Origin of the sequence: Ferrovibrio sp., from assembly GCF_041906005.1 — a bacterium.
Classification (GTDB): domain Bacteria; phylum Pseudomonadota; class Alphaproteobacteria; order Ferrovibrionales; family Ferrovibrionaceae; genus Ferrovibrio.
The window spans coordinates 1,363,879-1,388,933 of sequence record NZ_JAYRJY010000001.1 but is presented as its reverse complement, the minus strand read 5'-3'; the positions used below and the strand labels follow the sequence as shown (position 1 = coordinate 1,388,933).

Annotated in this window: 21 protein-coding genes and 1 riboswitch; of the genes, 15 read left to right on the top strand and 6 right to left on the bottom strand. The window is 65.3% G+C overall.

Annotated features, from left to right (window positions below; genetic code table 11):
* Positions 1 to 21 precede the first annotated feature (21 nt).
* From ACE3OO_RS06610 to ACE3OO_RS06550, 13 genes are all read left to right on the top strand, one after another.
* Positions 22 to 1,965, top strand: coding sequence for a flagellar hook-length control protein FliK (locus tag ACE3OO_RS06610; protein ID WP_374301029.1), 1,944 nt, complete (start codon positions 22 to 24; stop codon positions 1,963 to 1,965).
* A 24-nt stretch (positions 1,966 to 1,989) separates the two neighbouring features.
* Positions 1,990 to 3,081: a FlgD immunoglobulin-like domain containing protein gene (locus ACE3OO_RS06605; protein ID WP_374301026.1), complete on the top strand. Its 1,092-nt coding sequence runs from the start codon at positions 1,990 to 1,992 to the stop codon at positions 3,079 to 3,081.
* A gap of 49 nt (positions 3,082 to 3,130) precedes the next feature.
* The gene (locus tag ACE3OO_RS06600; protein ID WP_374301023.1) at positions 3,131 to 3,490 is read left to right on the top strand and encodes a DUF1153 domain-containing protein; all 360 of its coding nucleotides are present in this window, start codon (positions 3,131 to 3,133) and stop codon (positions 3,488 to 3,490) included.
* A 174-nt stretch (positions 3,491 to 3,664) separates the two neighbouring features.
* Entirely contained in the window at positions 3,665 to 5,317 is a 1,653-nt protein-coding gene (gene fliF / locus ACE3OO_RS06595) for a flagellar basal-body MS-ring/collar protein FliF (RefSeq protein ID WP_374301021.1), read from the top strand.
* Positions 5,318 to 5,332: 15 nt separating this feature from the next.
* Positions 5,333 to 6,349 (top strand): flagellar motor switch protein FliG, encoded by a 1,017-nt coding sequence (fliG, locus tag ACE3OO_RS06590; protein WP_374301019.1) that lies wholly within the window; start codon positions 5,333 to 5,335, stop codon positions 6,347 to 6,349.
* Positions 6,350 to 6,369: 20 nt separating this feature from the next.
* A complete protein-coding gene (locus ACE3OO_RS06585; RefSeq protein ID WP_374301017.1) occupies positions 6,370 to 7,023 on the top strand; it encodes a hypothetical protein in 654 nt (217 codons plus the stop codon).
* 23 nt (positions 7,024 to 7,046) lie between these two features.
* Positions 7,047 to 7,382, top strand: coding sequence for a flagellar motor switch protein FliN (gene fliN / locus ACE3OO_RS06580; protein ID WP_374301015.1), 336 nt, complete (start codon positions 7,047 to 7,049; stop codon positions 7,380 to 7,382).
* A 52-nt stretch (positions 7,383 to 7,434) separates the two neighbouring features.
* Complete coding sequence (locus tag ACE3OO_RS06575) at positions 7,435 to 8,805, top strand: sigma-54 interaction domain-containing protein (protein ID WP_374301013.1); 1,371 nt, start codon at positions 7,435 to 7,437, stop codon at positions 8,803 to 8,805.
* Between the two features lie 34 nt (positions 8,806 to 8,839).
* The gene (flhA, locus tag ACE3OO_RS06570) at positions 8,840 to 10,969 is read left to right on the top strand and encodes a flagellar biosynthesis protein FlhA (RefSeq protein WP_374301011.1); all 2,130 of its coding nucleotides are present in this window, start codon (positions 8,840 to 8,842) and stop codon (positions 10,967 to 10,969) included.
* A gap of 28 nt (positions 10,970 to 10,997) precedes the next feature.
* A complete protein-coding gene (locus ACE3OO_RS06565; RefSeq protein ID WP_374301009.1) occupies positions 10,998 to 12,062 on the top strand; it encodes a hypothetical protein in 1,065 nt (354 codons plus the stop codon).
* On the top strand, positions 12,059 to 12,895 hold the full coding sequence (locus tag ACE3OO_RS06560) for a MinD/ParA family protein (protein ID WP_374301006.1): 837 nt from the start codon (positions 12,059 to 12,061) through the stop codon (positions 12,893 to 12,895). The genes ACE3OO_RS06565 and ACE3OO_RS06560 overlap by 4 nt, the downstream gene beginning before the upstream one ends.
* A gap of 28 nt (positions 12,896 to 12,923) precedes the next feature.
* Entirely contained in the window at positions 12,924 to 14,960 is a 2,037-nt protein-coding gene (locus ACE3OO_RS06555) for a hypothetical protein (RefSeq protein WP_374301004.1), read from the top strand.
* Between the two features lie 109 nt (positions 14,961 to 15,069).
* Complete coding sequence (locus tag ACE3OO_RS06550) at positions 15,070 to 15,966, top strand: DMT family transporter (protein WP_374301002.1); 897 nt, start codon at positions 15,070 to 15,072, stop codon at positions 15,964 to 15,966.
* On the opposite strand, the gene ACE3OO_RS06545 is transcribed toward ACE3OO_RS06550, so the two are convergent.
* Both ACE3OO_RS06545 and fliI read right to left on the bottom strand, forming a co-directional pair.
* The gene (locus tag ACE3OO_RS06545) at positions 15,963 to 16,400 is read right to left on the bottom strand and encodes a hypothetical protein (RefSeq protein WP_374301000.1); all 438 of its coding nucleotides are present in this window, start codon (positions 16,398 to 16,400) and stop codon (positions 15,963 to 15,965) included. The genes ACE3OO_RS06550 and ACE3OO_RS06545 overlap by 4 nt on opposite strands.
* 17 nt (positions 16,401 to 16,417) lie before the next feature.
* Positions 16,418 to 17,755: a flagellar protein export ATPase FliI gene (gene fliI / locus ACE3OO_RS06540; protein ID WP_374300998.1), complete on the bottom strand. Its 1,338-nt coding sequence runs from the start codon at positions 17,753 to 17,755 to the stop codon at positions 16,418 to 16,420.
* 296 nt (positions 17,756 to 18,051) lie between these two features.
* On the opposite strand from fliI, the gene ctrA reads away from it, so the two are divergent.
* Together ctrA and ACE3OO_RS06530 are read left to right on the top strand one after the other, a co-directional pair.
* Positions 18,052 to 18,771, top strand: coding sequence for a response regulator transcription factor CtrA (gene ctrA, locus ACE3OO_RS06535; RefSeq protein ID WP_374300995.1), 720 nt, complete (start codon positions 18,052 to 18,054; stop codon positions 18,769 to 18,771).
* Positions 18,772 to 18,852: 81 nt separating this feature from the next.
* Positions 18,853 to 19,290 carry an EamA family transporter gene (locus ACE3OO_RS06530; protein ID WP_374300993.1) on the top strand — a complete coding sequence of 146 codons (438 nt, stop codon included), beginning with the start codon at positions 18,853 to 18,855 and terminating at the stop codon, positions 19,288 to 19,290.
* A 31-nt stretch (positions 19,291 to 19,321) separates the two neighbouring features.
* Here ACE3OO_RS06530 and ACE3OO_RS06525 read toward each other — a convergent pair whose 3' ends face one another.
* The 4 genes from ACE3OO_RS06525 to ACE3OO_RS06510 form a co-directional block, all read right to left on the bottom strand.
* Complete coding sequence (locus tag ACE3OO_RS06525; RefSeq protein WP_374300990.1) at positions 19,322 to 20,047, bottom strand: DUF4198 domain-containing protein; 726 nt, start codon at positions 20,045 to 20,047, stop codon at positions 19,322 to 19,324.
* 31 nt (positions 20,048 to 20,078) lie between these two features.
* Positions 20,079 to 22,205: a TonB-dependent siderophore receptor gene (locus tag ACE3OO_RS06520; protein WP_374300988.1), complete on the bottom strand. Its 2,127-nt coding sequence runs from the start codon at positions 22,203 to 22,205 to the stop codon at positions 20,079 to 20,081.
* Between the two features lie 236 nt (positions 22,206 to 22,441).
* A riboswitch (cobalamin riboswitch) is annotated at positions 22,442 to 22,644 on the bottom strand.
* Positions 22,645 to 22,695: 51 nt separating this feature from the next.
* Positions 22,696 to 24,375 carry a gamma-glutamyltransferase gene (ggt, locus tag ACE3OO_RS06515; RefSeq protein WP_374300986.1) on the bottom strand — a complete coding sequence of 560 codons (1,680 nt, stop codon included), beginning with the start codon at positions 24,373 to 24,375 and terminating at the stop codon, positions 22,696 to 22,698.
* A 12-nt stretch (positions 24,376 to 24,387) separates the two neighbouring features.
* Positions 24,388 to 25,005: a histidine phosphotransferase family protein gene (locus ACE3OO_RS06510; protein ID WP_374300984.1), complete on the bottom strand. Its 618-nt coding sequence runs from the start codon at positions 25,003 to 25,005 to the stop codon at positions 24,388 to 24,390.
* Positions 25,006 to 25,055 lie beyond the last annotated feature (50 nt).

Below are 25,055 nucleotides of genomic sequence, written 5' to 3'. Positions count from 1 at the left end.
CGGCGACGAATGAGGCATTCCATGCAGGTCGCACCAGTTACCAATTCCGCCGCTTCCACTTCCGGCTCTACCGCCGCCGAAGATACGGACAGCCGCGCCCGCGAATTCACGCGCCTGCTGCAGAACGCGTTTTTCAGCCAGGGCACCAAGGCCGTGGCGCGCAGCTCCGAGCCCGCCGCCCCCGAGGCCGCCAGCCGCAGCGCAACCCGCAACGACACCCGGGCCGATACGCGCGGCGACAACCGTGCCGAGTCCCCCGTCCAGGTCCGTTCCGAACGTCCGGCCAGCGAGACCCGCCCCGAAAACCGCCCGGCATCCTCGTCTTCCAGCTCTTCCGAAACCGCCACGCCGACGCAGAGCGAAACCGCCCCGTCCAAGGACAGCAAGCCCGTCGAGAAGCCCACGACCGGCAACCAGGACAAATCCGCTCCGACCAAGGCGGGCGAGCAGTCCGCTGAAACCGAGACCACGCCGGCAACCGAACCGGCCGGACCGGTCGATCAGGTCGCCGAGGAAACCGCCGGTACGGAACCGGGCGAGAAAAATGCCGACAAGACCGTCGCGCTTGATGCCAATGCGGCCCTGATCCTGGGCCTGCTGCATCTCCAGACTCAACCGCAGACTCCCGCGGCGCCGCCCGCGGCGCCAGTGGTGGCAGAGGGTGCAAGCGTTGTCCCCGCCCAGCCAGGGGCGGCTGCCGATGCCGCCGCCGAAGCCCAGCTGCGCGCCCAGTTGCTGGCGGCTGCCGCCGGCGAGATGGCGCCTGCCGCCGCACCGGCTGTGCCCGGCGACCAGGCGCCAGTGACCCCAGCGGTTCCCGCTGCGGCCGAGGTCGCCGCCGACAAACCCGCGACCCAGCCGTTGCCGCAGGCCGCCAAGCCGGCCGAAACGCCAGTGGCGTCGGTGCTGCCGCAGCCGGCCGCGCTGCCTGCCGAATTGATGGTCGCGGCCAAGAGCGGCACCGATACCAGCGTGGCCGCGCTGCTGGCCCAGCAGCCCGAGCAGCCGGCGCTGACGCCGGAACAGCTCGCCACGCTGCAGGAAACGATGCAGGCCGATGGCGAGTTGCAGATCGCCATGCAGAACCAGGCGCCGCGCCAGCCGCAGGGCGAGGCGCAGCCGGCCGCCAATACGGTATCGAAGCCGGCTACGGAGAAAAGCCTGCTGCTCGATATCCAGCCGGCCACGGCGGCCGCGCCGAAGCCGGTGGCCGACCAGGCCACGATGCTGGCCGCGCAGGGTGATGCCGATGCCGCCGCCGAACAGGCGCAGCTCCAGCAGCAGCTCACCATCGCCCAGCACCAGCAGTCGTCGGCGGATGTGAAATTCACCGCCGCGCTGCATGCCCAGATGAATGGCGATGCCCAGCCGCTGGCCGCACCCGTCACTGCGGCGCAGGCTGCCTCCACCGCGCAGCAGACGGCGCAGCCGGCGCCGATGAGCAATCCGGGCACCAGCATGCCGCAGGCCGTGCAGCATGCCACCACGCAGACCATGGCGCGCCAGCTTGGCGCCTATATCCCGGCCGGCGAACAGGTCGCCGTGCAGATCAAGAAGGGCGCGGCGGAAGGCGCCGACAAGATTTCGATCAAGCTTGATCCCGGCAACCTCGGCAAGGTCGAGGTCAAGCTCGAGGTTGGTCATGACGGCAAGCTGCTGGCGGTGATTGCCGCCGACAAGCCGGAAACCCTGCAGATGCTGCAGCGTGAAGCGCAGCAGCTTGAGCAGTCGCTGCGTGATGCCGGCCTGAAGACCGACTCCAGCTCACTCAGCTTCACCCTGCGTGAGCAGGGCCAGAACCAGAATGCCGACGGCCGCGATGGCCAGGGCGGCGGCGCGCGTCAGCGCGGCCGCGGTCACGAGGAATATGCCGAGACCGGCCATGTCGTCGATGCGGCGGCCTTGGCGGTCAGCAATGCCCAGCGCGCGGCTGCCGCGCGCGGCGGGCTGGATATCCGGATTTAAGGCGCGCCGCGCAGGAGCAGGATCATGGTCAGCAGCGTCGGGAATACCTCCAACACCGCGAATACCGTCTCGGGCAACGCCGCCAGCAAACTGGCCAGCGATTTCGACACGTTCCTCAAGCTGCTGACCACGCAGCTCAAGAACCAGGATCCCACCTCGCCGATGGATCCGAACGAATTCACGCAGCAGCTCGTGCAGTTCAGCCAGGTCGAGCAGCAGATCAACATGAACAAGAATCTCGAGAAGATGCTGGAGCTGATCGCTTCGCAGCAGAGCTCGAATCTGGTGAGCTATATCGGCAAGGAAATCGACATCAGCACCGACAAGGCGAGCCTGTCGGTGAATCAGCCGGCGATCTGGTATTACAACCTGCCGAAAGAGGCTTCCGCCGGCGAATTGCGCGTCATCGACAAGAACGGCAAGACTGTTCACGTCGCCCAGATGGAGACAGGCAAGGGCGAGCATGTCTTCGTGTGGGATGGCACGGTTTCCGGAGGTGCCAAGATGCTGCCCGGCGATTACAAGCTGGAAGTGGTGGCCAAGGATGCCTCCGGCGGCGAAATGGACGCGACAATCAAGACGCGTGGCATCGTCGAGAGTATCGAGCGGATCGACGGCGTCGATTACCTGATCGTGAATGGCAAGCAATATGCCGCCAGTGACGTGCTGGCTCTGCGCGCCCCGACCACAATCACCAACCCGCAGGAAAACGGTTCCTACGTCAACTATATCGGCAAGGATGTCGAATTCTACGGTTCGAATTCGGTGGTGCAGGATGGTGCCGTGCGCTGGAGCTATGGCCTGGCCGCTAATTCGTCGACGACCACGATCAAGGTCTACGACTCCAATAACAAGCTGGTCTACCAGACCACCGGCGACACTTCGAAGGGCCGTCACACCTTTAATTGGGATGGCACCAAGACTGACGGCACCAAGGCCAACGAGGACGAGATCTACAAGCTGGTCGTCGAGGCCAAGTCAGTCGACAACCAGGCGGTCGGCGTTGATGTGCTGGGCCGTGGCAAGGTTGAAAGCGTGGCCTTCGAGAACCTGCAGGCGATGTTCTCTATCGGCGGCCTGGGCGTGCCGCCGAGCTGGATCGTCGCGGTGCACTAAGGCGCGCGGATTTTTCACTACTCTTTTCCGGGATCGTTCAGAGGCGGACATGACAATGCAGACTCTTCACACATTCAATGCCCAGGTTCAGAAGCTGCCGCTGCCGGCCAAGCCGGTCAGCGTGATCGGCCCGGAAGGCCAGCGCATCACCCGCGATACCCTGCCGCCACCCAACACCAAGCGCTGGGTGATTCGCCGCAAGGCCGAGGTGGTGGCTGCCGTACGCGGCGGCCTGCTCAGCCTGGAAGAGGCCTGCCAGCGCTACGCCCTCACGCTCGAGGAATTCCAGTCCTGGCAGCGCGCCATCGAGCAGCACGGCCTGCCCGGTTTGCGCACCACCCGGCTGCAGGATTACCGCCCCGGCACGCTGCGGGCGCCGGCGGCCCGGATGTCGGGTGCAGCGGGCTGAAGGGCTGTTCCTAACTCATTGATTCTGTTGATTTCATAAGGTTAATAATCCGCTAGGCAAATTTTGCCGGGGTGTTAACCTCTTCTTCATCCCGCGTTCCTACCTTGCGAGCGTGGCAGGAGGTGCCTGCCGTAACGCGTGCCTGGTGCATGGGGTGAAGCCGTGAACGGAATCATGAATATGATGCGGAACATCGGTCCCGCGCGGCTGGCGATGCTGGCTGCGACGGCGGCGGTTCTGCTCGGCTTTTTCGTTTTCCTCGGGATGAAAGTCACGCAGCCCAAGATGGCGCTGCTGTATGGCAATCTCGATCTCGAAACCTCGGCCGAAATCGTCACCCGGCTCGAGGCCCAGAAAATTCCCTATCAGATCGCAGCCAACGGCGCCCAGATCCTGGTGCCGGAAGACCGCGTGCTGCGCTCCCGCATGCAGCTTGCCGAAGGCGGCCTGATGACCAGCGGTGGCGCTGGTTATGAAATCTTCGACAAGGCCAATGCCCTGTCGGCCACCAATTTCATGCAGAACATCAATCATCTGCGCGCGCTCGAGGGCGAGCTGGCGCGGACGATCCGCTCGATCGACCAGGTGGCATCGGCACGGGTGCATCTGGTGTTGCCCAAGCGCGAGGTGTTCAGTCGCGAACAGCGCGAGCCCTCGGCCTCCATCGTGATCAAGACGCGCGGCGGCCGGCTCGACCAGCCGCAGGTGCGGGCCATCCAGAATCTGGTTGCCTCGGCGGTGCCCGATCTGAAGCCGACGCGGATTTCCGTGGTGGATGATCGCGGCAATCTGCTGGCCGGCACCCAGGAAGAAGCCGATCCGGCCACCGCCACGGCCAACCGCCTCTCCGACATGCGGCGCCAGATCGAGGAACGCCTGCGCAAGAATGTCGAGGCGCTGCTCGAACGTTCGGTCGGCGTGGGCAATGTGCGCGCGGAAATCTCGGTCGACATGGATTTCGACCGCGTCACCACCAACCAGGAACTGTTCAATCCCGACCAGCAGGTGGTGCGTTCGACCCAGACCATCACCGAGAACAACCAGAGCCAGGAAGGTCAGCAGAACGTCACGGTCGCCAACAACCTGCCGGAAGCGCAGGGCCAGGGCGGCTCCCAGGCGACCTCGACCGCGAACCGCACCGAGGAACTGGTCAATTACGAGATTTCCAAGACGATCCGTACGCAGGTGCGCGAGGCCGGCGTCATACGCCGCGTGTCCGCCGCCGTGCTGGTGAACAACATCATCCAGGTGGATGCCCAGGGCCAGCGTTCCTACCTGGCGCGTTCGCCGGAGGAATTGCAGCAGCTCGGCGTGCTCGTGCGCAATGCCATCGGCGTCGACCAGCAACGCGGCGACACCGTGGAAGTCGTCTCGATGCGGTTTGCCGAGCCGGGCGATATACCCGAAGAAATCGATCCCGCCCTCTTGCCGGTCCTGCTTGGCCTGACCAAGGCCGAACTGTTCCGCATCGGCGAGATTGCCGGCTATGTGCTGCTCGGCCTGCTGGCCATGCTGCTGGTGGTGCGCCCGCTGATCCGGCGCGTGCTGGAAGCCTCGCGTGAAAGCGAAGACATTCCGCCCGGCATGCTGACGCCGGCTTCGCCCGGCCTGCCCATGGTGGTTGGCGGCGCGCCGGTCGCCGAATTGCCCGCCGCGCCCGATGCCGGCATGGCTCCGCCCACCCCCGGTATCGAATCGATGATCGATATCGCCCGCATCGAGGGCCAGGTGAAGGCGTCGTCGCTCAAGAAGATCGGCGAGATCGTCGACAAGCACCCGGAAGAAGCGGTCTCGATCATCCGCAACTGGCTCTACCAGGCGGCCTGAGGCTAGGAGCGCGCCATGGCAGGTGAAAAGGATTTCCGCCAGCTCAAGGGCCCCGACAAGGCCGCCATTCTGATGCTGGCGCTGGGCGAGGAGCATTCGTCCAAGATCTGGCCGCTGCTGGACGACGAGGAGATCAAGGAAATCTCCCAGAACATGGCCAACCTCGGCGCGGTGAATTCCGAGGTGGTGGAAAAACTGTTCCTTGAATTCGTCAACAACTTCTCCTCCACCGGCTCGCTGACGGGTACCTTCGACAGCACGGAACGCCTGCTGATGAAGGCGCTGCCGTCCGAGCGCGTCAATCAGATCATGGAGGAAATCCGCGGTCCGGCCGGCCGCACCATGTGGGACAAGCTCGCCAACGTGAACGAGAACGTGCTGGCGAACTACCTGAAGAACGAATATCCGCAGACCGTGGCCGTGGTTCTCTCGAAGATCCGCCCCGAGCATGCCGCCCGTGTGCTGGCCGCGCTGCCGGAAGAATTCTCGATGGAAGTCGTCATGCGCATGCTGCGCATGGAAGCCGTGCAGAAGGAAGTGCTCGACAAGGTTGAGCAGACCTTGCGCACGGAGTTCATGTCGAACCTGGCGCGCACCAATCGCCGCGACGCGCACGAGATGATGGCGGAAATCTTCAACAGCCTCGACCGCAACACCGAGGCGCGTTTCCTCGCCGCCCTGGAAGAACGCAGCCGCGATGCCGCCGAACGCATCAAGGCGCTGATGTTCACCTTCGAGGATCTGATCAAGCTGGATCCTTCCGGTGTGCAGACCCTGCTCAAGAGCGTGGAGAAGGAAAAGCTCAGCCTGGCGCTGAAGGGCGCCTCCGAAACGCTGCGCGACCTGTTTTTCTCCAACATGTCCGAACGTGCCTCCAAGCTGCTGCGCGAGGAAATGGAATCGCTCGGCCCGGTGCGCCTGAAGGATGTCGACGAGGCGCAGATGATGATGGTCAACACGGCCAAGGAACTGGCGGCCAAGGGCGAGATCATGCTGGCCGACAACAAGGGCGAAGACGAGCTCATCTACTGATGCGGAAAGTGGCGTAGGCGATGGTCAGCAAGGCCAAATTCCTGTTCGATCTGCCCTTCGACGGCACCAAGCCGAAGGTCGAACGCTCCTATGCGCCCAAACCGCCGCCGGCGAAATTCTCCACCGAGGATATCGAGGCCGCCAAAAGTGCCGCCTATGCCGAAGGCGAGCAGGCCGGTCATGCGGCCGCCTATGGCGAGCATCAGCACAATCTGGAACAGGCCCTGCATGCCCTGGAAGGGCAGCTGGCCGCCATCGCGGCGGGCGAGGAGCGCGCCCGCATCGCCGCCCGCGTGGAGGCTACCGAACTTGCAGTGGCGATCGCGCGCAAACTGGCTGGCCGTCTGATTGAGCGACAGCCGCTGGAGCAGATCGAATCGCTGGTGCTGCGCTGCATGGACGATATGCGCGAGGAACCGCGCCTGGTGATTCGCGCCAACGAGGCGGTGGTGCAGCTGCTGGACCAGCGCATCGACCAGCTGGTTGCCCAGTCGGGTTTCGGCGGCAAGGTTGCCCTGGTGCCCGATGAGACGATGGCGCCTACCGACTGCCGCATCAACTGGGCCGATGGTTCGGCCGAACGCCGCCAGATGACGCTGGAGCAGGAAGTCGATCAGGCGGTCGAGCGTTATCTGACCGGGCTGCAGACGCAGCTCGGAGAGCCCGGCGAATAGCCGCGGCGAAGGAGTGAACAGGCATGGCTGACAGTGACGATCTCGAACTGAAGGATCTCGGACAATCCCCCGACATGATGGAGGAGGAAGATCCGAATGCCGCGCGTACCGCGGCCGACCTGCAGGCCGTGTTCGATATTCCCGTGCATGTTTCGGCCGTGCTCGGCAAGGCCAACATGCAGGTCAGCCAACTGTTGAAGCTGGGTCGCGGCGCGGTGGTGGAACTCGACCGCAAGGTCGGCGAGGCGATCGACATCTATGTGAACAACCGGCTGGTGGCGCGCGGCGAGGTGGTGGTGGTGGAAGACCGCCTCGGCGTGACCATGACGGAAATCATCAAGGGCGGTCGCGGCGGCTGATGCCGCCGGCCGTGGAATGTAAGCGTATCAGGCAGGGGCTCTGGGGCGGATTATGCGACTGATCATCATCGGCACGCTCAACGGACAGATCGGTGCGGCAACCCGCATCGCGCTGCAGCGCGGCGCCAAGGTGGCGCAGGTCGAGGATATCGATCAGGCGCTCAACACGCTGCGCTCGGGCCGCGGCGCCGATCTGGCGATGATCGATGTCAGCCTCGATGTGAAGCGCCTGGTCGACAGCCTGAAGGACGAACGTATCAGCCTGCCGGTGGTGGCCTGCGGCATCGGCAACGACGCCCGCGCGGCCGTGGCCGCGATCCGCGCCGGCGCCAAGGAATACCTGCCGCTGCCGCCTGAGGCCGACCTGATCGCCGCCGTGCTGGAAGCGGTGGCCGAGGAAAGCCACCAGTTGCTGTTCCGCGATCCGGCCATGGGCCAGGTCGTCAAGCTGGCCGAGCAGATCGCGCCCAGTTCCGCTTCGGTGATGATCACCGGTGAAAGCGGCACGGGTAAGGAAGTGATGGCGCATTTCATCCACGCGCGTTCGCCGCGCGCCGAGCGGCCTTTCGTTTCCGTCAATTGTGCCGCCATCCCCGACACGCTGCTGGAATCCGAGCTGTTCGGCCATGAAAAGGGCGCCTTCACCGGCGCGGTGGCGCGTCGCCTGGGCAAGTTCGAGGAAGCCAATGGCGGCACGCTGCTGCTGGATGAAATCAGCGAGATGGATATCCGCCTGCAGGCCAAACTGCTGCGCGCCATCCAGGAACGCGAGATCGATCGCATCGGCGGTTCCAAGCCGGTCAAGGTCGACATCCGCGTGATCGCCACCTCGAACCGCAATCTCGCCGAGGAAGTCGCCAAGGGCAATTTCCGCGAGGATCTGCTGTTCCGCCTCAATGTGGTGAACATCAAGCTGCCGCCGCTGCGCCAGCGTCCCGCCGATATCGAATTGCTGGCCACGCATTTCGTGAAGAAATATGCCGAGGCCAATGGCGTGCCGGAGCGCCCCTTGAGTCCGACGACCATCGAGGCGCTGAAGCAGGCGCCGTGGCGCGGCAATGTGCGCGAGCTGGAAAACACCATGCATCGCGCCGTGCTGCTGGCGCTGGGCCCGCAGATCGAGATCGCCGATATCCGCCTGCCCGATGGCAGCGCGTTGACCGATGCGCTGGGCCGCCCGCCGGTGGGCGACGGCGCGATGCCCGAGGCTGGCGGCGCGGCGCCGAATCTGGTCGGCCGCACCGTGGCCGATGTCGAACGCGACCTGATCATCGACACCCTGAAGCATTGCCTGGGCAACCGCACCCATGCGGCGAACATCCTGGGCATTTCGATCCGCACGCTGCGCAACAAGCTGAAACAGTATTCCGACGAGGGTGTGGCCGTTCCGGCCGCCAATGAAACGACGCGCGCGACGGCGTAAGGCCGCGCTGCGCGGGGGTTGAGGAGAGACACGAATGGCGGAGAACGTACCGGCGGATACCCAGGCGGGTGCCGGACTCGGCGGCCCTGGCGGCGCGGGTGCGTTCGACCGGCTGCGCAATATCGGCCGTCATGGCGACATCATGCTCGCCATCGGCGTCATGGCCATCCTGTCGGTACTCATCCTGCCGATGCCGACCTGGCTGCTGGACGTGGCGCTGGCGCTTTCGATCACCGCTTCCGTGCTGGTGATGATGACCTGCCTGTTCATCCAGCGACCGCTGGAATTCTCCAGCTTTCCCACCGTGCTGCTCATCACCACGATGCTGCGGCTGTCACTCAACCTGGCCTCCACCCGCCTGATCCTCAGCCGCGGCCACGAGGGCACCGACGCCGCCGGCCATGTGATCGAGGCTTTCGGCCAGTTCATCATGAGCGGCAACCTGGTGATCGGCATCATCGTGTTCGCCATCCTGGTGATCGTGAACTTCGTCGTCATCACCAAGGGTTCGGGCCGCATCGCCGAGGTGTCGGCCCGCTTCACCCTGGATGCCATGCCCGGCAAGCAGATGGCGATCGACGCCGATCTTTCCGCCGGCCTGATCGACGAGGCTTCGGCCCGTATCCGCCGCAAGGAACTGGAAGACGAATCGAGCTTCTTCGGCTCGATGGACGGTGCCTCGAAATTCGTGCGCGGCGATGCCGTGGCCGGCCTGCTGATCACCTTCATCAACCTGATCGGCGGTATCCTGATCGGCGTGATCCAGAATGGCCTCAGCTTCGCCCAGGCGCTGAACACCTATTCGATCCTCAGCGTCGGCGACGGTCTGGTGGCGCAGATCCCGGCCCTGATCATCTCGGTCGCCGCCGGTATCATGGTGTCGAAGGGCGGCGTCACCGGCTCAACCGACAAGGCGCTGTCCAAGCAGCTTTCCTCGGTCAAGGCGCTGGGCATGTCGGCCATTCTGTCGGCCTGCTTTGCCGTCATCCCGGGCATGCCCTTCATTCCTTTCCTGTTCCTGGCGCTGGTCACGGCCGGTCTGGCCTATGCCGCCTGGCAGCAGGAGAAGAAGGCGCGGCTGGCCGCTTATGTGCCGCCGCCACCACCGCCCGCGCCGGTCAGTCCGCTGGACGAGCCGGTGACCAATGCGCTGGCGATCGACGATCTGCGGCTTGAACTGGGATTCAGCCTGCTGCCGCTCATCAATGACGCGCGCGGCTACCGCCTGACCGACCAGATCAAGGCGCTGCGCCGCCAGATCGCCATCGACATGGGCTTCATCATGCCCAGCGTGCGGATTCTCGATAACATGCAATTGCCCGGCACCACCTATGTCATCCGCGTCAAGGAGGTGGAAGCCGCGCGCGGCACGGTCAAGCCCAACGCGCTGCTGGTGATGGACCCGCGCGGCGAACGCATCGCGCTGGCCGGCGAAGAGACCATCGAGCCCACCTTCGGTCTGCCTGCCATGTGGGTGGATGAATCCCTGCGCGACGAAGCGATGTTTCGCGGCTATACCGTGGTCGATCCCGGCACGGTGATCACCACCCACCTGACCGAGGTGGTGAAGGACAACATGGCCGACCTGCTCAGCTATGCGGAAACGCAAAAGCTGATCGAGGAACTGAAGAAATCCAACGACAAGCTGGTCGGTGAGGTGATCCCGGGCCGGATCAATGTCAACGGCGTGCAGCGCGTGCTGCAGAACCTGCTGGCCGAACGGGTCTCGATTCGTGACCTGGCGACCATCCTGGAGGCCATCGCCGAGGCGACCGGTTACACCCAGAGCGTGACGCAGATTACCGAACATGCCCGTTCGCGGCTGGCGCGGCAGATTTCCAATGCCCATGTCAGCCCGGACGGCTATATTCCGCTGGTGACGCTCTCGCCGCAATGGGAACAGAATTTCGCCGAGGCGCTGATCGGCCAGGGCGAGGAGCGCCAGCTCAGCATGCAGCCTTCGCGGTTGCAGGATTTCATCGCCCAGGTGCGCCAGACCTTCGAGCGGCTGGCCGCCGAGGGCCATATGCCGGTGCTACTGACCAGCCCGAGCATCCGGCCCTATGTTCGCTCGATCGTCGAGCGCTTCCGCCCGGCGACGGTGGTGATGTCGCAGCAGGAAATCCATCCGAAGGCCAAGCTTCGGACGGTAGCGCAGATTTGACCGTGGCCCAGATTAAGGACGCTGAACGATGCGGCTGAAAACCTTCCAGGCAGCGACGATGACCGAGGCGATGGACCTCGTGCGCCGCAGCCTGGGCGAGGATGCCATCATCGTCTCCACCTACACCCACCGCAATGGCGGCGGGGTCGAGATCACGGCGGCCGTCGAGCAGCATAACGAGGATGATTTCGCCACGCCCGAGGCCCAGGCCCTGCGCTACGGCCAGGGCAACGGCCGGCTGTTCGTGCCTGACGAGGATTTCGCCGGCGCGGCCTCGGAGCAGGTGGGCGAATTGGTGTCGGGCGCGCTGGCCTGGCATGGCGTGCCCCAGCGCGTGGCCGAGCGCCTGACCCAGGCGGCCTTGCGCGTCGGGATCGACGATCCGCTCGGCGCGCTGGCCGAGGCACTGGATGATGTCTACCGCTTTCCGGGCCTGAGCAGCGACAACCGGCCGCTGATCCTGATCGGCCCGCCGGGTAGCGGCAAGACGATTGCCAGCGCCAAGATCGCCGCACGCTGCGTGATGGACCGTCGTGCCGTGCATGTGATCTCCTGCGATGTCAGCCGCGCCGCCGCCGGCGAGCAGCTTGCCGCGCTCTGCCGCGTCATGGCGACGCCGTTCAGCGAAGTCGCCGATGCGCGCGAACTGGGGCAGGCTGTTGATGCCGTGTCGGCCGATACCAAGCTGGTGATCGATACAGCTGGTGTGAATCTGTTCGATGCCGCCGAGCGCAAGGCGATCAAGGCGCTGATCGATGCCAGCGGCGCCGAACCTGTGGCCGTTTTCGCCGCCGGCACCGACGCCATGGAAACCGGCGAACTGGCCGGCCAGGCGATGGCGCTGGGCGCGCGGCGCTATATCGCCACCCGGCTCGATACCGCCCGCCGCCTCGGGGCCCTGATCATGGCCGCCGATCTGGGCGGCCTGGCCTTTGCCGATGCCGGTGCTTCCCCCTTCGTCGGCCAGGGTTTCCTGCGCCTCGATCCGCTCGGGCTCGCCCATCGCCTGCTGGCCGATCCCGATGCGCTGGCCGCCGAGGCCGGTGCTGCTGCTTCCGCCCCGAAACCCGCCGTCTTCAAGGCTGCCGAATGACCGTGACGACCATGACGCCGACGACACCGCCTCCCTCCGCCGCCCGTCCGACCCGCCATCCGGCCGCCGCCCTGCGTCAGCCCAATATCGTGGCGATTGCCTCGGGCAAGGGCGGTGTGGGCAAGACCTGGCTTTCCGTCACGCTGGCGCACACCTTCGCCCGCCAGGGCCAGCGTGTGCTGCTGTTCGACGGCGATATCGGCCTGGCCAACGTGGATATCCAGCTGGGGCTGATGCCCGACCGCGATCTGGGCAGCGTGATCGCCGGTCGTTTCAGCCTGGCCGATGCGGTGATGTCGTCGGAGGCGGGTTTCGACATCATCGCCGGCAAGTCGGGTTCGGCTTCGCTCGCCACGCTCGACCAGGCCGCGCTTTCCGCGCTGCGCGACGAACTGGCGCAACTGGCCAAGAATTACGACCGCGTGGTGATCGATCTGGGTGCCGGCGTCGATGCCGTGGTGCGCACACTGTCGGCGATTGCCGGCATTACCCTGGTGGTGACCAATGACGAACCCACCGCGCTGACCGATGCCTATGCCTATATCAAGCTTACCCGCATGGCCGATCGCAATGCCGATGTGCGTGTGGTGATCAACATCGCGCCGACCACGCGGGAAGGCGAACGCACCTATGCCAAGCTGAACAAGGCGGCCGAGAATTTCCTGAAATATTCGCCGCCGCTGGCCGGTGTGATCCGTCGCGACGACAAGGTGCGTGATGCGATCCGCAACCAGGTGCCACTGCTGACCCGCCACCCGATGTGCGAGGCTGCCGAGGATGTCGAGGCGCTGATGCACAGCCTGATGCGCGCGCCGCAGCCGGCGCCGCTCTGAAACAGTCCGTGGCGGACGGAGCAGGCGCGTGAGCGAACTCGGTCCGCTGCTGCCCAAGCCGCCGGCGCCGCCGGCAGGCAACAGCGGCGCACCGCCCGCACCGGCCCCGGCAACGCCTGCCACAGCCACGCCGCCGGCAGCGGAAGGTGCGGCGGTGCAGACTTCGGCGGCGGTGATCCAGTCGGGCGGTGCCGCGCCGGCGCAACCCCAGCCGCAGCAGGGCCCGGCGCAAAGCCCGCCGCAGCCGACCGGCCAGGGCGCGCCCCAGACTCCAACACCGAAGCCTTCCACGATCCTGCAGGATGCGGCCGCCGAGATATCGGCCTCCCTGCGTGAACTGGCCCGCGGTGGCCAGGTCGATGCCACGGTGATTGCGCGCGATGGCAATGCGCTGCTGGTGCGCACCGCCGCCGGCAGCACGCTCAGCCTGCCCAATCTTGCCAGCATGCTCGAGCAGGCCAATGTCGCCGTGCTGAATGCGGCGCTGAAGCTGCAGATCGATCCCGAGAATCCGCAGCAGGCGACGGTGACCGCCGCCAATGGCAAGGCGCTGGTGCTGCCGTTGCCCGTGCAGGTGCAGCCGCCCACGGCAGCCCAGCTCGCCATCGCTGCCGCGCCGCCGCCATCAGCCGCCGGTGTGCCGGTCCTGCCGCAGCCGGGCCAGGCGCTCACCGCCACGGTGCAGCCGCTGCCTCTGCCGGCCAATGCCGCTGGGCAGGTGACCCTGCCGCCGGGCAGCCAGGTGCAGGTGATCGTGCAGACCGCAACCCTGCCGGCTGCCACGCCGTCCGCTTCGCCGCCTGTCGCGGTGCAGCCAGGGCCTCAGCCGGTCGTGCCGCAAACGCCGCCGCCGGTTCCGTCACCTCCTGTTGCCGCCGCCCAGGCGGGTGCGGGTGTTCCATCTGCCCCATTGCCACCGCCCACGGGCCTGCCTGCCACGATGGTGGCCCAGATGGCGGTGCAGCCAGCGCCTCAGCTGCAGGGGCAGACGCCGCCCGTGCAGACGACGTCGCAGACTCCGCTTCCCGCGCCGCAGATGCCCGTATCGCAAATGCCTGTCCAGCAAGCCGGGCCACAGGCGGCAATGCCGCAACCACCCGTGCTGCCGCAGCCCGTGCCGACACAGCAGCCGTTATCTGCCACGCCACTGCCACTGCCGGCCCATACTACTGCGCAGCCGGGCGTCAATCCTGCCGCTCTGATCGGCCAGACGCTCACCGGCATCGTCACCGGCCAGTCGCAGAGCGGCCAGGTGCTGGTCAGTACACCGCAGGGCGTGCTGGCACTCAGCCTGCCGCAGCCACTGCCGCCGGGCACGCAACTCGCCCTGGAACTCGCCGCCATCACCCGGCCGCCGCCGCCCGCGCCCACGACGCTGGGGCCGGCACCGCTCGCCAGCGTTCTCACGCGGCTGCAAGGCGAATGGCCGGTGCTGCAGCAAACGCTGGATGCGATCCGCGCCGCCGATCCGGCACTGGCGCATCGCCTGCAGGCGGAATTGCTGCCTCAGCCCAATGCCCGGCTGGCCGCAACGGCATTGCAGTTCATGGCCGCCGCTGCCGCCGGCAATGCCCAGGCCTGGCTGGGTTCGGAAGCGGTGCGCAAGCTGGAACAGCAGGGCAAGGGCGAATTGCTGCGCAAGCTGGACGATGATTTCCGCGAGCTTGGCCGGCTCAACCAGCGCAGCGGCGACAACGACTGGCAGGCGCTGGTGATGCCGATGATGATCGGCGGCAAGGTCGAACCGATCCAGATCTTCATGCGTCGCCGCCGCGACCGCAAACAGCAGCAGCCCCAGACCCGCTTCATCATCGACTTCAACCTGGAAAGCACGGGTCCGATCCAGTTCGACGGGCTGGTCAGCGTGAAACAGCTCGACCTGATCCTGCGCAGCGAAACCGAATTCGGTCCCGCTTTCCGCGTCGATGTCGCCGCGATCTTCGAGGAAGCGCTCGCCGTCACCGGCATGGCCGGCAGCCTGCGTTTCCACGAACGCGAGGCGCCGCTGCCCTGGCCCAGCCCGGAACTGGAAGCCAAAGGCCCCAGCACCGAATTGAAAGCCTGATCATCGGGCCATAAAAGGGTCGCAAGAAACGGATGGTTCTGGCCGCCGCGCCGCGTTACATGCCTGCATGAGCGGGAGGGAAATCACTCATGCCGTTGATGCTGCAGATATGACCGGACGCGTTTGGCTGTTGCTTGGCGTATTGTCGCTGCTCTGGGGCGGCTCGTTCTTTTTCATCGGCATTGCCGTGCGCGAATTGCCGCCGCTGACCATCGTGGCATCGCGCGTGGTGCTGGCCGCCCTGGTGCTGCTGCCGGCCTTGCACCTGATGGGCCAGCATCTGCCGCGCGAGCGGAAAATCTGGCTGGCCTTCTTCGGCATGGGCCTGCTCAACAACGCGATTCCCTTCACCCTGATCGTCTGGGGACAGAGCCAGATCCCGAGCAGCTTGGCTTCGATCCTCAATGCCACCACGCCGATCTCCACGGCCATCGTGGCACATATATTCACCAGCGATGAAAAACTCACGGCCAACCGCCTGCTCGGTGTGCTGCTCGGCCTGGCCGGCGTGGCGGTGATGCTGGGGGCGGATCTGCTCGGCGGACTGGGGCAGAACATCGCCGCCCAGGCGGCCTGTCTGCTGGCGACATTATCCTATGCCTGCGCCGGTGTGTTCGGTCGCCGCTTCCGCCGCATGGCCGTGCCGCCGCCGGTCACGGCGGGCGGCCAGCTCATGGCGTCCACCCTCATGCTGCTGCCGCTGGCGGCGCTGGTCGACAAACCCTGGACGCTGGCCCTGCCGGGCTGGCCGGTGCTCGCCGCGCTGCTGGCGCTGGCGGTGCTGTCCACCGCCCTGGCCTATGTGATCTTCTTCCGCGTCATGGCGGCAGCCGGCAGCAACGTCAATCTGGTGACCCTGCTGGTGCCGGTGAGCGCCATCCTGCTCGGCGTGCTGGTGCTTGGCGAAACCCTGCTGCCGCGCCATCTGCTCGGGTTCGGCATCATCGCGCTGGGCCTGCTCGCCATCGACGGGCGCATGCTGCGCTGGCTGAAAAACCGGGCCTAGCCCGGCAGGTCGCCCGGCTGTTCCTGGCGGCGGCGGAAACCCTGCAGGCCGGCTTCGTCCATCTCGGCCTGTTCGCGGCGCTCCTGTTTCTGGCGTTCGCGGCGTTCCCAGTTCTCGAGCACCAGCTCGTATTTCTTCAGCTCGCGGAAGGCGGCATTCACCTCTTCCTGGGCTGCGGCGATGCGGTCGATCACCTCGTCGCGCGCCACTTCGGCATTGGCGCGGCGTTCGCGGTTCATCTTGCGGTAATTGGAAAAACCGAAACTGGAATCGTAGTGCAGCGTGGCGACGCGGCGCTCATGCTCCAGTTCTTCGTCCAGCTTGTCCATCTGGCGCTCGAAGCCCGCGCGCATGATTTCCAGATCGACCACGATGCGGCGGCGTTCGTCGAGCCGCCATTTCCACAACCGGATCAGTCCGTCCACGCCGCGCATCGCTTATGCGTCGCCTTCTACTGCGCGGCCTGCTGGCCGCTTTCGCCGGCCAGGAAGATCTCGGCCAGCCGGGCATAGCCCGAGGCCAGGTCGGCGCGTTCGGTCTTCTGCTGCTTGAGGAAGGCTTCCAGCAGCGGCTGGTAGCGGATGGCCTCGTCCACCTTGGGGTCCGAGCCCATGCGATAGGCGCCCAGCCGGATCAGTTCGGCCATGTCGTCATAGGTGGCCATCAGCTGCCGCGCCCGCGTCACCAGCAGGTTCTCGTCATCGGTGTTGCAGCCCGGCATGGTGCGCGAGATCGAGCGCAGGATGTTGATGGCGGGATAGCGGCCGCGTTCGGCGATGGCGCGTTCCATCACGATATGACCATCCAGAATGCCGCGCGTGGCATCGGCGATTGGCTCGTTATGGTCGTCGCCGTCCACCAGCACGGTGAACAGGCCGGTGATGCTGCCTTCCTCGGTGCCCGGTCCGGCGCGTTCCAGCAAGCGCGGCAATTCGGCGAAGGTGGTGGGCGGATAACCCTTGGTGGTGGGCGGTTCGCCACCTGACAGGCCGATCTCGCGCTGCGCCATGGCGAAACGGGTGACCGAATCCATCAGGCAAAGCACCTGCTTGCCCTGGTCGCGGAAGAATTCCGCCACTGCCAGCGTCATATAGGCGGCCTGGCGGCGCACCAGCGCCGGTTCGTCCGACGTCGCCACCACGATCACGGTACGGGCGAGGCCCGCCTTGCCCAGATCATCCTCGATGAATTCCTGTACCTCGCGGCCGCGCTCGCCGATCAGGCCCACCACGTTCACATCGGCTTCGGTATAGCGCGCCATCATCGACAACAGCACCGATTTGCCCACGCCAGAACCGGCGAAGATACCCATGCGCTGCCCGCGGCAGCAGGAAATGAAGGTGTTGATCGAGCGCACGCCCAGATCGATCTTCGGTCCCACGCGCTTGCGTGAATTGGCTGGCGGCGGATTGGCGCGCAGGGGATAGGGGCGGGTGCCGTTCACCAGCGGCGGTCCGCCATCCAGCGGCCGGCCGAGGCCGTCGATCACGCGGCCGGCCCAGCTGATATCGGGATAGACCACGGGCTGGTCCTCGCCCACCACGGCGCGGCAGCCCAGGCCCACGCCATCCAGCGAGCCATAGGGCATCAGCAGGGCGCGGTTCTGGCGGAAGCCGACCACCTCGCATTCCACCGTACGGTGGTCGCGAGCCTGCACATGCACCCGCGAGCCGATCGACAGGTGCCGCTCCACGCCGGCCACCTCCACCAGCAGCCCCTGGATCGAGGTGACCCGGCCGGTGAAGCTCACATCCTTGATACGCTCGAGATCCATCAGCAGGCTGTGCATGGCGCGCCTTTGCGGGAATACGGAACCGGCAGCCTAACGGCTGCGGCCTTAACCGCCGGTAAAGCTCCGGAGCCCGGACCGCCTATGCCGACGGCAGTGAATTTTACCAGTATTTTGGGAGTTTAGCAGGGTTTTCAACAGTAGCCAGCGCGGACAGGCCGGCGCGGTCCAGGCCTGTGGACAAATCCGTTAACTTTAATTGTTAACAATGGTAAACTGCACCGAATCGGGCGGAAAAACGCCAAACCCAGGTCTGGCCTGCGAAGCCGGACCCGAGAGACAGCGTGGGGGCTGCCATGCGGGTGCTGCTGATCGAAGACGACGCCGCGATGGCCAAGAGCATCGAACTGATGCTCGGCGCCGAAGGCTTCAATGTCTACAAGACCGAGTTTGGCGAGGAAGGTCTCGATCTCGGCAAACTGTATGACTACGACATTATTGTGCTCGACCTGAACCTGCCCGACATGCACGGCTATGACGTGCTGAAGAAGCTGCGGGCGGCCAAGGTCAACACCCCGATCCTGATCCTCTCGGGCATGGGCGAGCCCGACAAGAAGGTGAAAGGCCTCGGCTTCGGCGCCGACGACTACATCACCAAGCCCTTCAACAAGGACGAGCTGATTGCCCGCATCAATGCCATCGTGCGGCGGGCCAAGGGCCATTCCCAGTCGGTGATCCAGACCGGCAAGCTGACCGTGAACCTGGATGCCAAGTCGGTTGAGGTCGAGGGCGGGCGCCTGCATCTGACCGGCAAGGAATACGCCATGCTGGAGCTGCTTTCGCTTCGCAAGGGCACCACGCTGACCAAGGAGATGTTCCTCAACCATCTCTATGGCGGCATGGACGAGCCGGAACTGAAAATCATCGACGTCTTCATCTGCAAGCTGCGCAAGAAGATCGCCTCGGCCACCGGCGGCGAGAATTACATCGAAACCGTCTGGGGGCGCGGCTATGTGCTGCGCGATCAGGTCGAGCCGGTGGCCGCCGGCGCCAAGCGGGCCGCCAATGCCCGCTGATCCGGCGCGGTAAGCCGCGACGGACAGGACATGAAAAAGCCGGCCTTCGGGGCCGGCTTTTTTTGTTGGAAGGGGTCTCGCATGAAATCCTTGGTCACCTCCTGGCAGGTCTGGGCCTTTGCCTCGGCGGGTTTTGCCGCGCTCACGGCCATCTTCGCCAAGATTGGCGTCGAGAACGTGAATTCCGATTTTGCCACCTTCATCCGCACGTTGGTCATTCTGTTTCTGGCCGGCGGCATCCTGTGGTTCGGCGGCCAGTGGCAGCCGCTCGCCAGTATCTCTATGCGCAGCTATCTGTTCCTCATGCTTTCTGGCATGGCCACCGGGGCGTCGTGGCTGTGTTATTTCCGTGCGCTGCAGCTCGGCGATGCCGCCCGTGTCGCTCCTGTCGACAAACTCAGTGTGGTTTTTGTCGCCGTGCTGGGTGCGCTGCTGCTGGGCGAAACCTTGTCGCTGCTCAACTGGCTCGGCGTGTTGCTGATCGCGGGCGGCGCTGTTCTTGTGGCGTTGAAGGCATAAAAGGCGGCGGGTTGCCCCGCCGCCTGTGATCTTACTGCTTCACCTTGAAGACCAGCGAGGCGTTGTAGAAGGTGCCTTCCACATCGCTGCCGGCATCCTTGGCGAAATGGCTCACCTCCAAGCCGGCAAAGCCGCGCTTGGGCACGCTCACGGTCGCTTTGCCATCCTTGCCGGTCTTGATCTTCTCGGCCTTGCTGTCATGGCCGAGGAACAGGTCGGCCACCAGGTTGGCATCGGCCAGCGGGTGGCCCTTCAGCAGCACCAGCACCGTAAGTTTGTCGCCGGCCTTCAGCGTGGCCGGATCAGCCTGTGGCACGATCTCCAGGTCAAGACCCAGGGGCGCGGCAAAGCCCGCCACCGGCGCCAGATAGGTCTTGGGCATCTTGTAGGACGGCCCGGCAATGCTGGGATTGGCCACGGTGCCCTTCGGCCCGTTGTTCCATTTGCCGTCCTGGCCCTTGGCCCAGTATTTGTTGTCGAAGAAGGCCGCCACCAGCGCGGCATTGCCGGCCGGCTTCACGGCGGCGGATTCCTTCATGCGTTCGATCTCTGCCGCCACCGGCTTGCCGGCGGCATCGAAGGCCCATGCCTTGGTGACGCGGGCCGGATCGTAGACATCCAAGTCGCCCGGATCGCCGTTATTGATCACCAGCTTTCCGGCCTGGTCGGGTTCGATCCAGACCGAATGGGCGGCGACAGGCTGTGCGAAGGCAAGGGTCAGCAGGCCGGCGGCCAGCAGGAAACGTTTCATCATCATGTGTCCTTTCACTGTATGAAGCATGGGATAATCAGAATTTGATCGACAGCGAGGCCATGGCGCTGAGTGGTTCGCCCGGCACCACGCGCAGAGGCCCAAGCGCGCGTTCGTAATATTCGGTGTCGAACAGATTGGTGATGTTGAACGACAGCTTGGCCGCCTCGGTGATCCTGTAGAATCCGAGCAGGTCCACCTTGGCGTAGCTAGGCAGCATGAAGCCATCGTTGCTGCTGCTGCCGGCGCGGTCGCCCACGGCGTTCACGCCACCGCCGAAGCCGAAGCCCTTCATCGGGCCATGCAGGAATTCATACACGCTCCACAGACCGATGCTGTGCATGGGGATGTTCTGCAGGCGCGTGCCCACCGCGATGGTGGTGTCCTTGGTCACCTCGGCATCAATGTAGGCGTAGCCCGCCACTACCCGCCATTCCGGTAGCAGGTTGGCGGTCAGGTTCAGATCGAAGCCCTTACTGCGCACCTCGCCGGTCTGGATGTAGGTGTTGGTGTCGGCCGGATTAGTGGCCAGCACGTTCTTCTTGGTCAGATGGAACACCGATGCCGTGGCGTTGAGTCTTTTGTCCAGCAGCTCGGTCTTCACGCCAGCCTCATAGCCCAGGCCGGTTTCCGGCTCGAACGGCTGGTCGCCGGCCGCCGTGGTGAATCCGGTATGGGAATCCATCACCGGGCGGAAGGATTTCGCCACACTGGTATACAGCGCCACATCGGGCACGACCTTGTAGGTCAGGCCGGCGCGCGGGCTGAAGCCCTGGCGCGATTGCGGCACGCTTTTGCCGCTGACGCGGTTGGCGAAGTCCTGTTCGTACCAGTCGGCGCGGAAGCCGAGCTGCGCTTCCAGTTTGTCGGTCAGGCTGATCTGGTCCTGCAGATACAGCGCGTAATTGTCCGATGTGTCCTTCAGGTCGCTGATCGGGCTCAGGGTCGCCGAACTCGGGCTGTAGACCGGATTATAGATGTTGATCGAATTCACGTTGGCGCGGGTAAACAGCTCACTCGATGTCGCGCGTTCGTATTCCAGGCCGGCTAGCAGGGTATGGCCGATGCCGCCGGTTTCCAGATTGCCCACGGCCTCGAACTGCGTGGTGGCGCTGTGCCAGGTGTAATCACGCAGGGCACGGCGGCGGGTCAGCACACCGGTCGTCGCGTTCAGCGTATTCGGTTCCGTGGCATAGCCATACATCGAGCCGTTCTTGGCCTGCATGGCCGCGCGCAGGGTCCAGTCGTTACTGATCTCATGCTCCAGCCGGGCCGAGGCCATGTAGTTCCGGTTCTCTATCTTGCCGTCGCTCGGCTCGCCCAGGAAACGACTGATCGGAATCACCCCAAGCTTGCCGTTCACCGCCACCACGCCGCGATCGAATACACGCTCGTCGTTGATTGCCTCGGCCTCGATGGTCAGTCGGTTGTTGCCATTCGGCTGCCAGGTCAGCACGGGGGCGAAGAATTGTCGGTCTGAAGAGACGTGGTCGCGGAAGCTGTCGCGACTTTCGACCGCCACATTGGCGCGACCGAGCAGCGATTTGTCGTCGCTCATGATCGCGTTGGCATCCACCGTGCTGCGATACAGCCCATAACTGCCGATGCTGCCCTGCAGGATGGTGAAGTTTTCCGTCAGCGGTTTCTTGGTCACGATGTTGACGAAACCGCCGGGGTCGCCGCGGCCATACAGCGAGGCCGAAGGACCGAGCAGCACATCCACCTGCTCGATATTGGCGGCGTCGGATGTGGCGTCGTAACGCCGGCCGGTGGTGAAACCGTTCTTGGCGGAGTTCGTTGTTTTCAGGCCGCGCAGATTCATCTCATAGAGGTTGAGGCCGCCGAAATTGTTGCCCTTGGTAATGCCGCCCACGTAATCCAGCGCCTTTTCCACATTGGTCGCGCCGGTGTCTTCCAGCAGTTGTTTGGGCATCGCCACCACGGTCTGCGGCACATCGATCAGCGGTGTATCGGTCTTGGTGGCGCTGGAACTGCGCGGGGCGTGATAGCCCTCGGTCTCACTGGCGGGCACGACGCCCTGCACGGTGACGGGCGGCAGATTGATGGCGGTTTCGCCGCTAGTCTGGGCTAGAGCCAGGCCGGGCAGGGCGATGAGGGCCAGGCCGAGCAGGCCGGGCCGGTTAAAGTGTTGAGAATTGGTCATTTTCCCCTCAGTCTTCTCGTGCAATTCAGTCTTGATCGCAATTTATGCCTGTAATGTTATAATATAACAATACACGGGCAACAAACAGCGCCAGTCTCAGGAGGGGCGGATAGGCAGAATCGTCGTCATGGCGGGTCTCGCAGCAACGCAGTGGCACGTCACCGCAGGCGCATGTCTGTCCGGGGCTGGTCGCCCGGCCAAGACATCCATCGGAATCACCCCGTCCGACGTGCCCGCGCATGACCACGGCTGACGGCAGGTCTCCTGGCTTGCGGGTCGTCGCGTTCCGTCGGCCTTCCCGGTGCGAGACGCGCCAGTGGCCATGATGACGGAAAACTCGCCGCTTACAGTTGCGGGGGCAGCCACGGCATAAGGCGAAATTCGCCCGCACCGCGTTCCCTGTTAGGCCCGAATGGGCACCGTCGAGGCGCATGCTAAGCGATTGATCCGAGTCCGGTCAATCGCGGATGGTCTTTGTATTTCGATGGTTCTAGCGTCTAAGCGCGTCGGGCCAGAAGCGCATACCTTCGCGGGCCAGACCGCCACTCACGCCCATCGGTGTGCCGTCGGCGCGCCAGCAGGCCGCGCCTTCCAGGCCGCCGCCGGCATTCTCGGGCAGGAAGCGGATCGCATTCATGCCGCCGCCCACATGCGGCACCGGCAGGATGTCATGGCCCAGGGCGGCCAGTGCCTCGCGCGTGATCGACGGAAACCCGTCTTCCAGTTCCACCATCTGGCCCTGGGTCCACAGGCGCGGCGCTTCCACGGCCTGCTGCAGGGTCATGCCATGATCGATCAGATTCACCAGTGCCTGCATGGCCGAACCGAAAATGCGCAATCCGCCCGGCAGACCCAGCGCGTAGACCGGCCTGCCGTCGCGCAGGGCCATCAATGGCGCCTGCGAGGTGGTGATGCGCTTGCCCGGCGCCACCGACAGCGCTTTGCCCGGATGCGGATCGAACAGGTACATGTAGTTGTTCGGAATCACGCCGGTGCCGGGCAGGATGAAGCGCGCACCGAACAGGCTGTTGATGGTCTGCGTGCTGCTCACCACATGGCCGTCGGCATCGGCCACCGTGACATGGGTGGTGTTGGCCGATTCGCCAGCCGCCACGCCGGCGCTCCAGCGTCGCGCCCTATGCAGGTCGATCTGCGCCCGCCGCTCGGCGGCATAGGCTTTCGAGGTCAGCTTCGCCACCGGCACATCGACAAAGGCGGGGTCGGCGGTGGCAGCGGCACGGTCGGCGAAGGCGATTTTCAGCACCTCCGCCAGCAGATGCAGCGCTTCACTCGAGCCGAAGCCCAGCGCGCCGATATCATACCCTTCCAGGATGTTGAGCATCTGGATCACATGCACACCGCCCGACGAGGGCGGCGGCGGACCGACGATCTCAAATCCACGATAGCTGCCGCGCACCGGTTCGCGCTCTATGGTGCGATAGTTCAGCAGGTCCGCGCGGCCCAGCCAGCCGCCGGCTTTCTGGATTGCCGTCACGATGGCATCGCCGAGCGCGCCGCCATACAGAGCCGCCGCGCCTTCACGCGCGATCAGGCGCAGGGTTTCGGCATAGTCGGGCTGCACCAGTTTCGCACCGGCTTTGATCGGCGCGTCGCCGGGCAGGTAAAGGCGGCTGATCCCGGCGTCGCGCGCCAGATCGGCCGCGCATTCCGCCACGCATTCGGCCAGATATGGTGTGACGGCGAAGCCGCGTTCGGCATGGCGGATGGCGGGCTGGATCACATCCTGCAGCGGCAGGCGGCCAAAGCGCTGCAGCGTCTCGCACCAGGCTTTCAGGTTGCCGGGCGAGGCGACGGCCTTTGCGCCCACCGCATTCTCGCGGTCCACGGTTTCCAGATACTCCGGCCCGGGCGTGTCGCCCACCGGGCGATAGCATCCGGCATGGCTGGTCTGCGGTGCGCTGCTCAGGCCGTCGATCACGGTATGGCGACCATCGGGCAGGCGCAGGTGCGCCATGCCGCCGCCGAAGATGCCCACCATCATCGGCTCGACCACGGTCAGCGTGAACAGCGCGGCAATCGCCGCATCCACGGCATTGCCGCCGGCGGCCAGCATTTCCACGCCGGCTGCCGAAGCCAGTGGATGGTTGGTCACCACCATTCCCCTGCTGGCGCTGGCGGATTGCTTCTGGCAATGGAAGGGCAGCGTCATGCGCCAGGCCTCTCAGGGCATGAAGTGAAGCGTCAGCGCCGCGTCGTTCAGCGCCGCATCCACACTCAGGTCGCTGGCGATGGCCAGCAAACGGGCATAGCGCGCCATGGCCGGCGCGGGTTCCTGCGGCCAGTCGGCCTCGCCGGCAAAGGCGGCGGCCACGCCGTCCTGCCAGCGCAGCATGACGCCCTCGGCGCGGATTGCCCAACCCTCGCCGACACGATCGAGGCTGAGCGTGCCGCCGCGCGGCAAGGCCTGGCCGGCCAGGGCCAGGCCCAGCAGCAGGGCTTTGCCCAATGGCTTTGGCAGTTCGATATTGTCCTGCGGCAGGGCGAGGCTCAGTCGGCTGCCGGCGAAATAGTTCTGCGCCACGCGGTTCAGCTCGCCCAGGGCCATCGGATCCTGCACGCCGCCCGAGGCGCCCAGCGCCAGACGGAAGAAGGCCAGTCGCCGCGCGGCATCATTGGCCGATTGCGCGATCAGGCCGATGGCCTCCTCGCGCATGGCCGGGTCGGTTTCCTCGGCCAGCAGTTCCACGCCGTTATTGACCGCGCCGATGCTGCCCGCCAGGTCGTGGCACAGCCGCGAGCAGATCAGCGCGACCAGATCGAGCGTTTCGGTGGAGGCCATGGCTGAATTCTCCGGCGGCGGGCGGTGGCGGTGCGACTCCGTCCTGTCTA